Raw genomic sequence first — 12,482 nt, forward strand, 5'->3', positions numbered from 1 at the left:
GTCACTCCACGTCAAAGCCGTGACCGAGGTCCAGCGGGCTGCGTTTGATCAATTCGACCAAGGCCATCCCCCCAATGGCCACGGCACACAGCAGGGCCGGCAAGGGCAACAGCGCCGTCGGGTAGTGCAGCACGACCGATTGGCTGTCCAGCCCCACCACCACCTGCTGCCAGGCACCTCGCCCCACCAGAACACAGGCCAGCAACACCAGCAGGCGCACCAGCACAGCGATGGCCGCCATGATCTTCGGGCGCTTCCTGTAGATGCCCACCAGACTGGTGAACGCCATGTGTTCGCCCGCCGGGTAGGCGGCCGTGGCACCAATGAACACCATCCAGACAAACAACAGACGCGACAGTTCCTCGCTGGCGGCGATACCGCTGCCAAAGCCGTAGCGCAGGACGACGTTAATGAACACCGACACGGCCATCACCCCAAGGCAGATCGCCATCAGGGTGCTGCTCACCCGCCGAAAGAGGCTCTCTGGCCGGGCTTGGTTGGCATCGGCACTCATGTCAACGCCTTGTCCATCATCCAGGCGGCAACCTCGGCCTGGAGTTGTTGCAACGGTTGGGTGGCGTCCAGCGTCAACACGCCCGCCTCACCTCTGGGGTCCTGCAGGGTCGCGAACTGGCTGTCCACCAGGGTGGTCGAGAAAAAATGCGCATCGCGCGAACCCACACGTGCCTGAGCCTCGTCGCGGCTGATCTGCAAAAAGCCAAAACGCAGCCCCGGTGCGGCTTGACGCAGGCGATCCCGATAGGCTTTTTTCAGCGCCGAGCAGGTCAGCACCATGCCGCCTGGGTGCAGGCGCAACTGGTCGGACAAACGATCCAGCCAGCCTGCACGGTCATCGTCGGTCAAGGCGATGCCTTGGCTCATTTTTTGACGGCTCTCAGGGCTGTGAAAGTCATCCCCCTCCACCAGCGGCAGCTGCAACGCCTGGGCCACCGCTTGCCCCAGACTGGATTTGCCGCAACCGGCCACACCCATGATCACGATCGAGAGGTTCATATTGGTTTGGATAGCGCTATCCCATTGACATCAATAAAAAGTCATGTCAAGCACCGCAGGCCATGGGAACCGCTACAGCAGCCGGTCACAATGACGGTTTGAACTTGACGATGACACTTGGATAGCGCTATCCTACACCCATCAAACTGACCGCGTATAGGTACAAACCCTTTGTCTCAGCCCGCTAAATCATCCCGCTCACGCGCCACGGGGCGCGTCACTCTGGCCGATGTGGCGCGTGCCGCCGAGGTCAGCCCCATCACCGTGTCACGTGCACTGCGCGGTGAACGCGCGGTGGACGCACAGCTGGTCGAGCGTGTGCAGGCTGCGGCCAAAGCGCTGGGTTATGTGCCCGACCCGGCGGCCCGCGCCCTGGCCTCGCGCCACAGCGCGCAGGTGGTGGTGCTGGTGCCGCTGCTGTCCAACGCCTTGTTTGTGGATGTGCTGGAAGCCGTGCAGCGCACCCTGCGCCCGGCGGGCTACCAGATGCTGATGGGGGTGACCCATTACGACCCCAACGAAGAGGAATATTTGCTGCGCGAGTTGCTGCAGCACCGCCCGGCGGGCCTGTTGGTCACCGGCTTTGAGCGCAACGACGCCACCCGCACCCTGATGGCGCAAAGCGGTGTGCCCTGTGTGCACCTGATGGAAGCCTCTGCCGCCGAGGGCGTTTACAGCGTGGGGTTTTCGCAGACCGATGCAGGTGCCGACATGACCCGGCACCTGCTGGCACGTGGCAAACGGCGCATTGCCTTTGCCGGTGCCCAACTCGACCCGCGCACCCTGCAGCGCCTGGCAGGCTGGCGCCAGACACTCACCCAAGCCGGGCTGTATGACCCCAAGCTGGAATGGCTGAACCCCGCGCCATCGTCCATGGCGCTGGGTGGCGAGATGCTGGCGCAAATCCTGCAGGCGCAGCCCGAGGTGGACGCGGTTTTTTTCTGTAACGACGACTTGGCGCAGGGTGCCTTGCTGGCGGCGCTGCGTCTCGGGCTGACCGTGCCAGAGCGGGTGGCGATTGCCGGTTTCAACGACCTGACAGGCAGCGACCAGATGCTGCCCACACTCACCACCGTGCACACGCCGCGCAGCGAAATCGGCAGTGCGGCGGCCGCCATGCTGCTGGCACTGATGAACCGCGAGCCGGTGGCCTCCCCGTGTGTGGACCTGGGTTACCGGCTGGTGGTGCGGGACAGCACCTGAGCCAGGCATTTAAATAAGCCGCTGAACGTGACAGACCACGGGCGAATCGCCATGTCAGCCACGGCAACCTGAAGGCGGACAACGCCCTTAGGCAGCGCGCTTGAACAGCGCCAGCAGCGACCCAGCCACCACAAACAAGCTGCCAAACACCCGGTTCATGGCGCGAATGTGCGACGGCTGCTTGAGCGCCCCAAGCACCCGCGAAGCGAGTGCGGTGTAGCCCGCCATCACCACCATGTCGGTGAACGCCAGCGTGGCACCAATGATCAGGTATTGCGGCAACAGCGGCTGTGCGGTGCTGATGAACTGCGGCACCACCGCCAGCAAAAACACCGTGCCTTTGGGGTTGACCACGTTGATCATCCAGGCTTTCAGGATCAGCGACCGCTGTGTCACCACCTCGCCGCTGTCAGACGCTGCCACCATCGGCCGCGCCGGTGCCCGCCATTGCTGGATGCCCAGCCACACCAGATAGCCCACGCCCAACCACTTGACCACCACAAACGCGGTGTTGGAGGTGGCCATCAGCGCCCCCAGCCCGACGCCGACGATGGCCAGCTGCGTCCAGATGCCCAGCACCAGGCCAAAGATGGTGACGTAACCGTATTTGAAACCGTGGTTGAGCCCCGCGCTCATCGACGCGATGGCGCCCGGGCCGGGTGAAATGCTGATGGCCCAGGAGGCCGCGAAGAAGGTGAGCCAGGTTGAAAGTTCCATTGGGCAAGTCTAGCGGTTATGCGGGAACCAATCCCTTGCCATTGGGTACTCGCCGAGGACACTGGGGTAAATGGTTACGCGAATGTCCCCCGACCTGCGGTCTCCTCCTTGATTTCGCTACACCATTCACCCCAGTGTCCTCGGTGGCCAACAGCGTGCGAATTGCGGATTGAAGACAGGGATCTCCACATCGAATGCCAACCACGGTGCGGACTCGGGACGGCGTGGTACTCAGCGCAGCGGCATCAAGGAGGAGGCCCGCAGGGCCGGGGGACAGCCGCGGAGCTGAGTGCCGCGTCGTCCCGAGTCTTGTGAGGACGTCACCAGATGCAGGAAGGCCAGCCCATAAAAAAACCCCAGCGTGGACCAACCACGTCTGGGGCTGAAATACCCGAGAAACTCAAAATACGGCGTGCTTTAACCCTGTGCGTTTTGCAAGGCGGCAATGCGCTCTTCCAACGGCGGGTGGGTCGAAAACAACTGACCGATGCCGCCAGCGATGCCAAACGCCGCCACGCTCTTGGGCAACTCACCTGGCTGCATGCCACCCAAGCGGGCCAAGGCATTGATCATCGGCTGCTTGCGCCCCATCAACTGCGCGGCACCGGCATCGGCGCGGAACTCGCGGTGGCGGCTGAACCAGGCCACCACAATGGCCGCGGCAAAACCCAGCACGATGTCCAGCACGATGGTCGTCACCATGTACCCGATGCCCGGGCCGGTGTTTTCCTGGTCACCCTTGCGCAGAAAACTGTCCACTGCGTAACCGATGACGCGGCTCAGGAACACCACAAAGGTGTTCATCACGCCCTGGATCAACGTCATCGTGACCATGTCGCCATTGGCAATGTGCGCCACTTCGTGACCCAGCACCGCCTCGATTTCGTCGTGTTTCATGCCCTGCAGCAAACCAGTGCTCACCGCCACCAGCGCCGAATTCTTGAACGCACCGGTGGCAAACGCGTTGGGCGCGCCTTCAAAAATACCCACTTCAGGCATGCCGATACCGGCCTTCTCCGACAGCTTGCGCACGGTTTCGACAATCCATGCCTCGTCGGCGTTGGACGGCTGGTCGATCACCCGCACCCCTGAACTCCACTTGGCCACCGGCTTACTGATCAGCAAGGAGATGATGGCGCCACCAAAACCCATCACCAGGGCAAAGCCCAGCAGGGCGCCCAGATTCAGGCCATTGGCGGCCAGGTAACGGTTGACCCCCAGCAAACTGGCCACGATGCCCAGCACCACGACCACAAGGACATTGGTGAGAACAAAAAGAGCGATGCGTTTCATGATTTCCCTCTAAAAAAGAGCGGCGCACCAACGGGTGGACCGCCACGAGCTGCGAATGGTAAGGGTGCGCATCGCAATTTCAAGCCAATTCGGTGTCAATTCCCCACGCGGTCTGGCGATTTGGCAGCCGCCAACGCCGTCGTCCGAGCGGCCCTGAAAACAGTCGGATCGTCATAAAACCCCGGCACGTCGTTGTCTGGCCACCAGTGCGGCACGCCCAGCACCGGCAAATGGGCAAACGGTTTGGTCGCCAGCTTGTCCGCTGTCAGGTCGTTTGCCAGCCAGGTATCCAGGTCTGCCAGCGTGTCTGCCGCTGGAAACACCCGGTACACATGGGCGGTGATCGATTTTCTTGGGAACACCAATTTTTCCAGCAAGGCATGGCCAAACAGCACCAGGCTGGCCTGCTGCCACAACGGACGCAGTTCGCCAAACACCTGCTGCCAGTCTTTGGCTACCAACGCGTCCCACAAGGCGTCCGGGGCGCGCAACAGGGCGGCGTTTTCGTCAAACACGGTGAGGGCGTCACGCGCCGGGCCACGCACCGGGGCAATGCCGCTGTGCGCGATCTGGGCCATGTGCAAGTGGTTCAGGCGGCGCTTGGTCTGCGGAAACACCAGCCAGGCCAAGCCGTTGAAAAAGTCGTGCAAACCCTCACGCGTGGGGCACTGTTGGCCGTCAAAAATAAACTGCTCGTAAGCGGTGCCTGGCGGTAACTCGGACTGCGGCACAAAGCGCACCGGGGCGGGTTCGGCCACTGGCCAATGGATCAAGCAAGCGGCGTTCAGAGCTTGCGGCTGCGGTACACCCGCCAGCACCTGCCGGGCTGCGGGCTCGCCTGCCGCACACCACGGCGCCAACCAGGCTGCGCGCCAGTCGATGGCGCCCAGGTCAGCGGCGAGCTGCGGGCTCACGATGCGCCGGGCAAGCGGTAGCGCACCAGGTTCGGTTTGCCAGCGGGCAGCAGCTCAAAGGCGTCCGGAAATTTGCCCAGCAGCTTGGGCGAGGCGGCGTTCGGGCCGAGCATTTTTTGATCCCGCAAGGCTTTGGCCACCACATTGATGGGCAACTGCTGCCCGTTTTGCAAGGCTGGCACAGCCGCCAGAATGGCAGCCACGTCCAGCACGGGGGCGGGATTCACCCTCGCAGTGGTCGGCTTGGTGGCCTCGGTCACCTCGGGCGTGGTGGTGGTCGGCTTGGCTGGCGCCGGGGGACTGGCGTCTGCAGCTTGGTCGGCTGGCTGGCGGCTGGCACTGGCTTTGGGGCGCGGGGCCGTTTTTTTGGCTGCTTTTTTGGCCGGTGCCGCGACGGCAGGCGCGGCTTGCGGCGCCGGGTTGTCCACTGGCACCGCGCGGGTCGTGGCTTTTTTGGCGACGGTTTTACGTGCTGTCTTGCGCGCCGGGGCGGTGCGGCCATCTGGCGCTGCGCTGTCCTGCGGCACATGTTCTGGCCCGACCAGAATCACCCGATCGTAAGCAGGCACGGCTTCGCGGCCCATTTTGCTGCGCTCGGATACACACACCACGCGGATACCGCGCTCGCGCAGGCGCACCACCAGCGGGGTGAAATCGGCATCGCCCGATCCGATGATGATGCGTTGCGGCGCGGGCACCTGGCACGCCAGTTCCATCGCGTCCACGGCGAGCGCCATGTCAGTGGTGTTTTTGGTGAGCGCCAGATTCACAAATGGGCGCACCGCCCAGGCACGCAAGGTGTCGGCCAGGGCCTTGAGGTTCTCCGCGCTGCCGTAGGCACGGCGCACCGGCAAGGGGCCCTCCGTTTCCGCCAGCACCCGAAAGGCTTCATCCACCCAGGCGCCTGAATTCAGGTTGTCCGCGTCGATCAGAAAAATGTTCATGGGGTTTCCTTGTGTTGCACGCGGGCCTGACGTGAAGCGGCGAGATCAGGCCACCAGCCGCCAGGCCAGGGCTTCACCGCCAGCGAGCGGTTTGAGTTCGGCCTGACCAAAGGGGTAACTGGCAGGCGGCGTCCAGCTGTCACGCTGCAAGGTGATTTGGTCGATGTTGCGCGGTAGGCCGTAAAAGTCGGCACCAAAAAAGCTGGCAAAACCTTCCAGCTTGTCCAGCGCGTTCACCGAATCAAAGGCCTGCGCATACAGCTCCATGGCCGCGTGGGCGGTGTAACAACCGGCGCAGCCTGTGGCGTGTTCCTTCAGGTGCACCGCGTGGGGTGCGCTGTCGGTGCCCAGGAAAAACTTGGGGTCGCCGCTGGTGGCGGCGGCCAGCAGCGCCAGGCGGTGGGTTTCACGTTTCAGGACCGGCAGGCAGTAGTAATGCGGGCGGATGCCACCCGTGAAGATGGCGTTGCGGTTGTAAAGCAGATGGTGCGCAGTGAGCGTGGCCGCCTGAAAGCGTGCGTCTGCCGCCTGCACGTACTGCACCGCCTCGGCGGTGGTAATGTGCTCCATCACGATCTTCAACTCAGGGAAATCGCGGCGCAGCGGGATGAGTTGCGTGTCGATGAACACTGCCTCGCGGTCAAACAGGTCGATGTCGGGCGAGGTCACCTCGCCATGCACCAGCAGTGGCAGGCCCGCGCGCTGCATGGCTTCCAGGGTTTGGTAGGTTTTGCGGATGTCGGTCACGCCCGCGTCGCTGTTGGTGGTGGCACCGGCGGGGTAGAGTTTGAGCGCGACCACACCGGCGGCTTGGGCGCGGGCAATTTCATCAGCGGGCAGGTTGTCGGTGAGATACAGCGTCATCAGCGGCTCAAACGCCATGCCCTGCGGCACGGCCGCCAGGATGCGCGCACGGTAGGCCTGCGCCTGCGCGGCGGTGGTCACCGGCGGGCGCAGATTGGGCATGATGATGGCGCGGGCAAACTGGGCGGCGGTGTGCGGCACCACGGTGGCCAGCGCGTCGCCGTCGCGCACATGCAGGTGCCAGTCGTCCGGGCGGGTCAGGGTGAGGGTTTGCAGGGGGGTGGGCGTGGAGGTCATGGCGCCTATTGTCCCCAAAAGGCGGGTCAAGCTGGCGGGGCCTGGCGCTGCAGCGCCACACGAATGCGGGCAATGGTGTCTTCCACCGGGGCTTTGGCGGCCACATCCAGGCCCAATCGGCGTGCAATCTCGTTCACCCGGGCCGCGTTGAGCGGGATGCCGCCGGCGTCGATGGCGGCAATCAGCGCCTGGGCGCGCTGGTAATCGGTGGGCGGCGTTTTGGCGCCCAGCAGCGCCGTCTTCAAGCGGCCCAACAGACCCGGCGCGGGCATTCAGACCCCGACCAGAGCGCCGTACGCCTTGCGCGTTTGCGGTGCCACCGAAGCCAGCACCTGGGCATAGGGGCTTTTGTGCCGCGCCATCAGCCGGGCCGAGGCCACCATCTTGGAGCGGCAAAACCAGTGGCAGGTGTGTTGCATCAAAAACAGCTCGGCCATCATGGTGAAGGCCTTCTGTTTGGGCGAGGTGGCCTCCCCCGCGCTGGCCGCCTGGGCAATGGCGTGGGCATGGATGCTGAGCGCCTTGCGTGCATCAAAGGTGTAGCCCGGCAGCCACTTGGCGGTGTGCGGCAGGGCAAACGGCAGCTTGCTGATGCGCGCCTGCGGCTCGGTCACTTTGGCAAACGCCAGCGCAAACGCGTTGAACTGCACCACCAGCTCGGTCTCGGCGGTTTTCAGCATGCTCCAGATGGCGTCCTGGCGCTCTTTGTCGGTTTCGCCCAAGGCGCGCAAATAACCCTGGATCAGGTTTTCCATCAGCTTTTCGATCTGGTAGCGGGCCAGAAAGGTGCCCAGCAGGGCAATGCGCACCTGCTGATCGCGCTGGGTGAACGAGTGCAAACCCCAGCCGATGATGAAAACCGAAATAAATATATCCATAGACGACTTCCAGCCCTTGTTCCGTATGTGCTTGTTGCTATTTAATCAATAGTTTCTGACAGGCCTTGTTCAGCCGCAGGGACGCATGCCAAAATAAACCATGACCGAGCCCGCAGCCTCTGCTGACACCGCCGCCTCGCTGGACAGCTCGCCAGCGATGGCGATGCCCACCTTGCATCGCGCGGTGATTGGCCCCATTGGTAATGATTATTATCTGCCCATCTTCCACCGGTTTGAAGCCGCCGGAGAAGCCACTTTGTCGTGGAACTGGTCGGCCTGCGTTTACAACCTCCACTGGATGATCTTTCGCGGCCTATGGGGCGCAGCGCTGGTGTTTGCGGGCAGCCTGCTCGGCCTCGCGCTGCTGCTGGTGGCGCTGGGTCAAGTGGTGTTTGACTGGCCCCCCGAGGGGGTGTACGGCCTGCTGGCCACAGGCTTGGCCCTGGGTTGTCTGGTGTCGGGGGCCTGGGGCAACGCCCTGTTCTTCAACCACAGCCGCCAGGCGATGATGGACGCCATCCAGGCCAACCCGACACTGGCGCTGGCCTGCGCCCAGCTGGAGCGACAAGCCAGCTCACGCCAACGTTTCATCACACTTTTGACGGTGAACGCGCTGCTGCTGGCGCTGAGCGCAAGTGCCTATCTGCTGTTGGCGGAGGCTGACGCCGCGCCCGAGACACTGCCACCCATGTCGCCCCCCACTGCGGCGGCTGTGACGTCAGCACCCGAGCCTGCACTTGTCAGCGTGTCCAGCCCGGCCAGCGCCCCGGAGCCAATGGCCTTGACCGCTGACCCAGCCGCCTCAGCTGGGGAGCCTGCCGCCCAAGACCTGCCCGCAACGCCGGTGCAGGCCGGTGCGTCCGAGGTGTCCACGCCGCTGACCAGCGTTGCACAGCCAGTGGCCGCGCTGGCTTCAGCCTCTGCGCCCGTTTCTACCGCCTTGGCGACAACCCCGGCACCCGGTTCCGAGATGGCGCCAACCGCAGCGCCCGCACCAACGCAGGCTTACTACATCAACGCCGGGTTGTTTGCCAACCCGGACAACGCCAACAACACGCTGGCCAAATTGAAAGCCGCCGGTCTGCCCGCCTTCAGCCAGACGCTGGCCACCGCGCAGGGGCCGCGCACCCGGGTGCGGGTGGGCCCCTTGACCCGACGTGCACAGGCCGAGGCCACCGTGCAAAAGATCAAAGCCCTCAAACTGGATGCCGCGCTTGCCAAAGCCGGTACTTGAGGGTAGATTCAATCTCTGTCGCCCCTCTGCCAAGAAGCACCCCATGGTTTCACTCTCCTCCATCGCCCTGTCGGGCATGCATGCCGCCCAGACCCAGTTGCGGGCGTCGGCCCACAACGTGGCCAACCTCAACACCGAAGGCTTCACGCGGCAGCAGGTGACCCTGCGGGCGCAAGCCGGGGGCGGTGTATCGGCTGGTTTGACCTCTGCCGTGCAGCCAGGCCCCGCGCTGGAAAGTGATGTGGTGGCTCAACTGCAGGCCAAAAACGCCTTTCTGGCCAACCTGGCGGTGTTCAAGACCCAGGACAAAATGGCAGGCGCCCTGCTGAATCTGACCGCTTGAACCCGGCGCACCCACCGCTTGGGCATCGCCTGAGCACAGCCCGCCCGACAGCAACTTGGCTGCCTTGATGGACGCGGGCTTCAGCCAAGAAGAGTCCTGCGAAATCATCGCCGTGATTGATCTGGCGACCCTGTTCAAGGTCTACACCCGCGCCCTGCGGCTGGATCTGGCCGCCCAGTGCGGCGCCATCCTCTGACCCAAGCCGGTGCGGGCACGCCTGCCTGACACACCGCCATGCTGTCCGACACAGCTCGATGACACCACCACCCGGCAGCGGCTGCAACAGCAGGCCACGCATGACGCGCTGACGCCGTTGCTCAACCGTGACACCATCATCCAGGAACTGGCCACCCAACTGGCGCTGGCCAAACGCACCGGGCAACCGCTGGGCGTGTTTATGCTGGACCTGGATTTTTTCAAGCACATCAACGACCCATACGGACACCCGGCGGGCGACGCCGTGCTGGGTGAGGTGGCCGCCCGAAAGGCTGGCAACTACTCCGAACTCTGCTGCAGCGCCCACATCTGCGCATAACGCCCGTTGGCGGCCAGCAGCGCTGCGTGGGTGCCGCGCTCCAGGATGTGGCCAGCTTCCATCACCAGTATTTCATGGGCATCGACCACGGTGGACAGGCGGTGGGCAATGACCAGGGTGGTCTTGTTCTGCGCCACGCTTTGCAACTCGGCCTGGATGGCGCGTTCGTTGGCGCTATCGAGCGCGCTGGTGGCTTCGTCAAAGATCAGGATTGGCGGGTTTTTGAGCAGCGTGCGGGCAATCGCCACGCGCTGTTTTTCGCCGCCAGAGAGTTTGAGCCCACGCTCACCCACCATGGTCTCGTACCCCTTGGGTGTGGCGGCGATGAAGCTGTGGATGTGTGCGGCGCGGGCGGCAGCTTCCACCTCGGATCGGCTGGCGCCGGGGCGGCCGTAGGCGATGTTGTATTCCACCGTGTCGTTGAACAGCACCGTGTCTTGCGGCACGATGCCAATGGCCGCACGCACGCTGGCTTGGGTGACCTGTTTGATGTCTTGCCCGGCAATTTGAATCTGGCCTTGCTGCACGTCGTAAAAGCGGAACAGCAGTCGCGCCAGCGTGGATTTACCCGAACCCGACGGCCCGACCACCGCCACGGTTTTGCCCGCCGGTATGTCAAAGCTGATGTCGTGCAGGATCGGGCGCGCCGGGTCGTAGGCAAAACGCACGTTCTGGAAACGCACACTGGCATTGCTGGTGGTCAGCGCCAGCGGCGGTGCGCCCGGCACATCGGCAATCTCACGCTCGCGCTCCATCAGGCCGAACATTTTTTCCAGATCGGTCAGGCCCTGCTTGATCTCGCGGTACAACACGCCCAGAAACCCCAGCGGAATGTAGAGCTGGATCATGAAGGCGTTGACCATCACCAGGTCACCCAGCGTCATCCGGCCATCCACCACACCCTGCGTGGCCCGCCACAACATGGCCACCAACCCGGCGGCAATGATCAGTTGCTGGCCGGTGTTCAGAAAGCTCAGCGTGCTCTGGCTTTTGAGCGCGGCCTTGCGGTAGCGCTCCAGGTTGTCGTCGTAGCGTTTGGCTTCAAAGTCTTCGTTGTTGAAATACTTGACCGTCTCAAAATTCAGCAGCGAGTCGATGGCGCGACTGTGGGCGGTGGAATCCAGCTCGTTCATCTGTTTTCTGAACTGCGTGCGCCACTCGGTGACCACAATGGTGAAGGTGATGTAGAACACCAGCGCGATGATGGTGATGCCGGCAAACCAGACATCAAACTTGACCGCCAGGTAACCCAGCACCAAAGCCACTTCGATCAGCGTCGGGAAAATGCTATACAAAGAGTAGCTGATGAGCGAATGCACGGCGCGGGTGCCGCGCTCGATGTCACGCGTCATGCCACCGGTCTGGCGCTCCAGGTGAAACCGCAGGCTTAACGCATGCAGGTGGCGAAACACCTGCAAACTGATGCTGCGCGAGGCGCCTTCGGTGGCTTTGGCAAAGATCAGCTCGCGCAACTCGGCAAACAGCGTGGTCGACAGCCGCAGCAACCCGTACGCCAGCAGCAGGCCAAGTGGCACCACCAAGAGCGCGCTGGCATCCATGCCGCCCTTGGTGTTGGGGTTCATGGTGTCGATCAATTCCTTGAGCAGCACCGGCACACCCACATTGGCCACCTTGGCCCCCACCATGAAGGCCAGCGCGGCGATCACCCGCCACTTGTATTGCCACAGGTAGGGAAACAGACGCTGCAGCGTCGACCAGTCAGACCGCGCGGCCTCTGGGTGGGTGGCATTCGGGGGCAGCGTGCCGCTGGACAGGGCAGAAGAGTGGCGGCGCATAAGGGAAATCTCGGGGGACAATCCGGGTCAATACATCAACCCAGGATTGTGCCCATGTCTGACCACCCCAGCACCCACGCGCCCGCAAAACCACTGCCGGAAACAACGGCGCCCAAGGTGCAACTGCCCCTGGATGAAAAACTGGTGCTCAAAGTGATCCCGATGCCGCGCGACGTGAATGCCAATGGCGACATTTTTGGCGGCTGGGTCATGGCCCAGGTTGACCTGGCCGGTGCAGTGATTGCCGCCCCTTATGCCAACGGGCGCATGGCCACGGTGGCGGTGAACGAGTTCATCTTCAAACAACCGGTGCGCGTGGGCGACATCCTGAGCTTTTACGGCAAGCTGGTGCGCATTGGCCGCACCTCGATCACCGTCAAGGTCGAGGTCTATGCCGAGCACTTCCGCGCCCAGGGCAGCTACACCAAGGTGACCGAGGCCTCACTGACCTACGTGGCGCTGGACGAGCACGGCAAGCCGCGTGAAGTGCCCAAGCCAACGGCCAGTTAA

16 protein-coding genes are annotated in these 12,482 nt (G+C 63.5%); 6 read left to right on the top strand and 10 right to left on the bottom strand.

Annotated features, from left to right (window positions below; translation table 11 throughout):
• Nucleotide 1: 1 nt before the first annotated feature.
• A complete protein-coding gene (locus tag LHU53_RS09185; protein WP_227332342.1) occupies nt 2–514 on the bottom strand; it encodes a TRAP transporter small permease subunit in 513 nt (170 codons plus the stop codon).
• The gene (locus LHU53_RS09190; RefSeq protein ID WP_227332343.1) at nt 511–1,014 is read right to left on the bottom strand and encodes a gluconokinase; all 504 of its coding nucleotides are present in this window, start codon (nt 1,012–1,014) and stop codon (nt 511–513) included. The genes LHU53_RS09185 and LHU53_RS09190 overlap by 4 nt, the downstream gene beginning before the upstream one ends.
• Before the next feature lie 171 nt (nt 1,015–1,185).
• Between LHU53_RS09190 and LHU53_RS09195 the strand changes: the two genes are divergently transcribed.
• Nucleotides 1,186–2,217 (top strand): LacI family DNA-binding transcriptional regulator, encoded by a 1,032-nt coding sequence (locus LHU53_RS09195; protein WP_227332344.1) that lies wholly within the window; start codon nt 1,186–1,188, stop codon nt 2,215–2,217.
• A gap of 87 nt (nt 2,218–2,304) precedes the next feature.
• Here LHU53_RS09195 and rhtB read toward each other — a convergent pair whose 3' ends face one another.
• The 7 genes from rhtB to LHU53_RS09230 all read right to left on the bottom strand — a co-directional run bounded on the left by rhtB (nt 2,305) and on the right by LHU53_RS09230 (nt 8,064).
• Nucleotides 2,305–2,934 (bottom strand): homoserine/homoserine lactone efflux protein, encoded by a 630-nt coding sequence (gene rhtB, locus LHU53_RS09200; RefSeq protein WP_227332345.1) that lies wholly within the window; start codon nt 2,932–2,934, stop codon nt 2,305–2,307.
• A gap of 417 nt (nt 2,935–3,351) precedes the next feature.
• A complete protein-coding gene (gene htpX / locus LHU53_RS09205) occupies nt 3,352–4,227 on the bottom strand; it encodes a protease HtpX (protein ID WP_227332346.1) in 876 nt (291 codons plus the stop codon).
• A 95-nt stretch (nt 4,228–4,322) separates the two neighbouring features.
• Nucleotides 4,323–5,141, bottom strand: coding sequence for a DUF3025 domain-containing protein (locus LHU53_RS09210; RefSeq protein ID WP_227332347.1), 819 nt, complete (start codon nt 5,139–5,141; stop codon nt 4,323–4,325).
• Complete coding sequence (locus LHU53_RS09215) at nt 5,138–6,085, bottom strand: NYN domain-containing protein (RefSeq protein WP_227332348.1); 948 nt, start codon at nt 6,083–6,085, stop codon at nt 5,138–5,140. The genes LHU53_RS09210 and LHU53_RS09215 overlap by 4 nt, the downstream gene beginning before the upstream one ends.
• Before the next feature lie 45 nt (nt 6,086–6,130).
• Nucleotides 6,131–7,186 (bottom strand): dihydroorotase, encoded by a 1,056-nt coding sequence (gene pyrC, locus LHU53_RS09220; RefSeq protein ID WP_227332349.1) that lies wholly within the window; start codon nt 7,184–7,186, stop codon nt 6,131–6,133.
• 26 nt (nt 7,187–7,212) lie between these two features.
• Complete coding sequence (locus LHU53_RS09225; RefSeq protein ID WP_227332350.1) at nt 7,213–7,458, bottom strand: hypothetical protein; 246 nt, start codon at nt 7,456–7,458, stop codon at nt 7,213–7,215.
• Nucleotides 7,459–8,064 (bottom strand): hypothetical protein, encoded by a 606-nt coding sequence (locus LHU53_RS09230; protein WP_227332351.1) that lies wholly within the window; start codon nt 8,062–8,064, stop codon nt 7,459–7,461. It abuts the gene before it with no gap.
• A gap of 100 nt (nt 8,065–8,164) precedes the next feature.
• On the opposite strand from LHU53_RS09230, the gene LHU53_RS09235 reads away from it, so the two are divergent.
• From LHU53_RS09235 to LHU53_RS09250, 4 genes are read left to right on the top strand one after another with little or no spacing between them, the layout of a single operon-like run.
• Nucleotides 8,165–9,298 (top strand): SPOR domain-containing protein, encoded by a 1,134-nt coding sequence (locus LHU53_RS09235; RefSeq protein ID WP_227332352.1) that lies wholly within the window; start codon nt 8,165–8,167, stop codon nt 9,296–9,298.
• A 43-nt stretch (nt 9,299–9,341) separates the two neighbouring features.
• The gene (locus tag LHU53_RS09240; protein ID WP_227332353.1) at nt 9,342–9,641 is read left to right on the top strand and encodes a flagellar basal body protein; all 300 of its coding nucleotides are present in this window, start codon (nt 9,342–9,344) and stop codon (nt 9,639–9,641) included.
• Nucleotides 9,642–9,696: 55 nt separating this feature from the next.
• Nucleotides 9,697–9,837, top strand: coding sequence for a hypothetical protein (locus LHU53_RS09245; RefSeq protein WP_227332354.1), 141 nt, complete (start codon nt 9,697–9,699; stop codon nt 9,835–9,837).
• A gap of 9 nt (nt 9,838–9,846) precedes the next feature.
• Nucleotides 9,847–10,176 (top strand): GGDEF domain-containing protein, encoded by a 330-nt coding sequence (locus LHU53_RS09250; RefSeq protein WP_227332355.1) that lies wholly within the window; start codon nt 9,847–9,849, stop codon nt 10,174–10,176.
• Here LHU53_RS09250 and LHU53_RS09255 read toward each other — a convergent pair.
• Nucleotides 10,137–11,972 carry an ABC transporter ATP-binding protein/permease gene (locus LHU53_RS09255; RefSeq protein WP_304621930.1) on the bottom strand — a complete coding sequence of 612 codons (1,836 nt, stop codon included), beginning with the start codon at nt 11,970–11,972 and terminating at the stop codon, nt 10,137–10,139. The genes LHU53_RS09250 and LHU53_RS09255 overlap by 40 nt on opposite strands.
• A gap of 54 nt (nt 11,973–12,026) precedes the next feature.
• Between LHU53_RS09255 and LHU53_RS09260 the strand changes: the two genes are divergently transcribed.
• Nucleotides 12,027–12,482, top strand: a complete 456-nt coding sequence (locus LHU53_RS09260) for an acyl-CoA thioesterase (RefSeq protein ID WP_227332356.1) — start codon at nt 12,027–12,029, stop codon at nt 12,480–12,482.

This window comes from Rhodoferax sp. U2-2l, from assembly GCF_020594515.1.
Lineage (GTDB): Bacteria > Pseudomonadota > Gammaproteobacteria > Burkholderiales > Burkholderiaceae_C > Rhodoferax.

Bases quoted from the DNA above. Each gene is read 5' to 3' on its own strand.
- LHU53_RS09185 (WP_227332342.1), bottom strand. From the start codon at position 514: ATGAGTGCCGATGCCAACCAAGCCCGGCCAGAGAGCCTCTTTCGGCGG.
- LHU53_RS09190 (WP_227332343.1), bottom strand. From the start codon at position 1,014: ATGAACCTCTCGATCGTGATCATGGGTGTGGCCGGTTGCGGCAAATCC.
- rhtB (WP_227332345.1), bottom strand. From the start codon at position 2,934: ATGGAACTTTCAACCTGGCTCACCTTCTTCGCGGCCTCCTGGGCCATC.
- htpX (WP_227332346.1), bottom strand. From the start codon at position 4,227: ATGAAACGCATCGCTCTTTTTGTTCTCACCAATGTCCTTGTGGTCGTG.
- LHU53_RS09215 (WP_227332348.1), bottom strand. From the start codon at position 6,085: ATGAACATTTTTCTGATCGACGCGGACAACCTGAATTCAGGCGCCTGG.
- pyrC (WP_227332349.1), bottom strand. From the start codon at position 7,186: ATGACCTCCACGCCCACCCCCCTGCAAACCCTCACCCTGACCCGCCCG.
- LHU53_RS09225 (WP_227332350.1), bottom strand. From the start codon at position 7,458: ATGCCCGCGCCGGGTCTGTTGGGCCGCTTGAAGACGGCGCTGCTGGGC.
- LHU53_RS09230 (WP_227332351.1), bottom strand. From the start codon at position 8,064: ATGGATATATTTATTTCGGTTTTCATCATCGGCTGGGGTTTGCACTCG.
- LHU53_RS09235 (WP_227332352.1), top strand. From the start codon at position 8,165: ATGACCGAGCCCGCAGCCTCTGCTGACACCGCCGCCTCGCTGGACAGC.
- LHU53_RS09240 (WP_227332353.1), top strand. From the start codon at position 9,342: ATGGTTTCACTCTCCTCCATCGCCCTGTCGGGCATGCATGCCGCCCAG.
- LHU53_RS09255 (WP_304621930.1), bottom strand. From the start codon at position 11,972: ATGCGCCGCCACTCTTCTGCCCTGTCCAGCGGCACGCTGCCCCCGAAT.
- LHU53_RS09260 (WP_227332356.1), top strand. From the start codon at position 12,027: ATGTCTGACCACCCCAGCACCCACGCGCCCGCAAAACCACTGCCGGAA.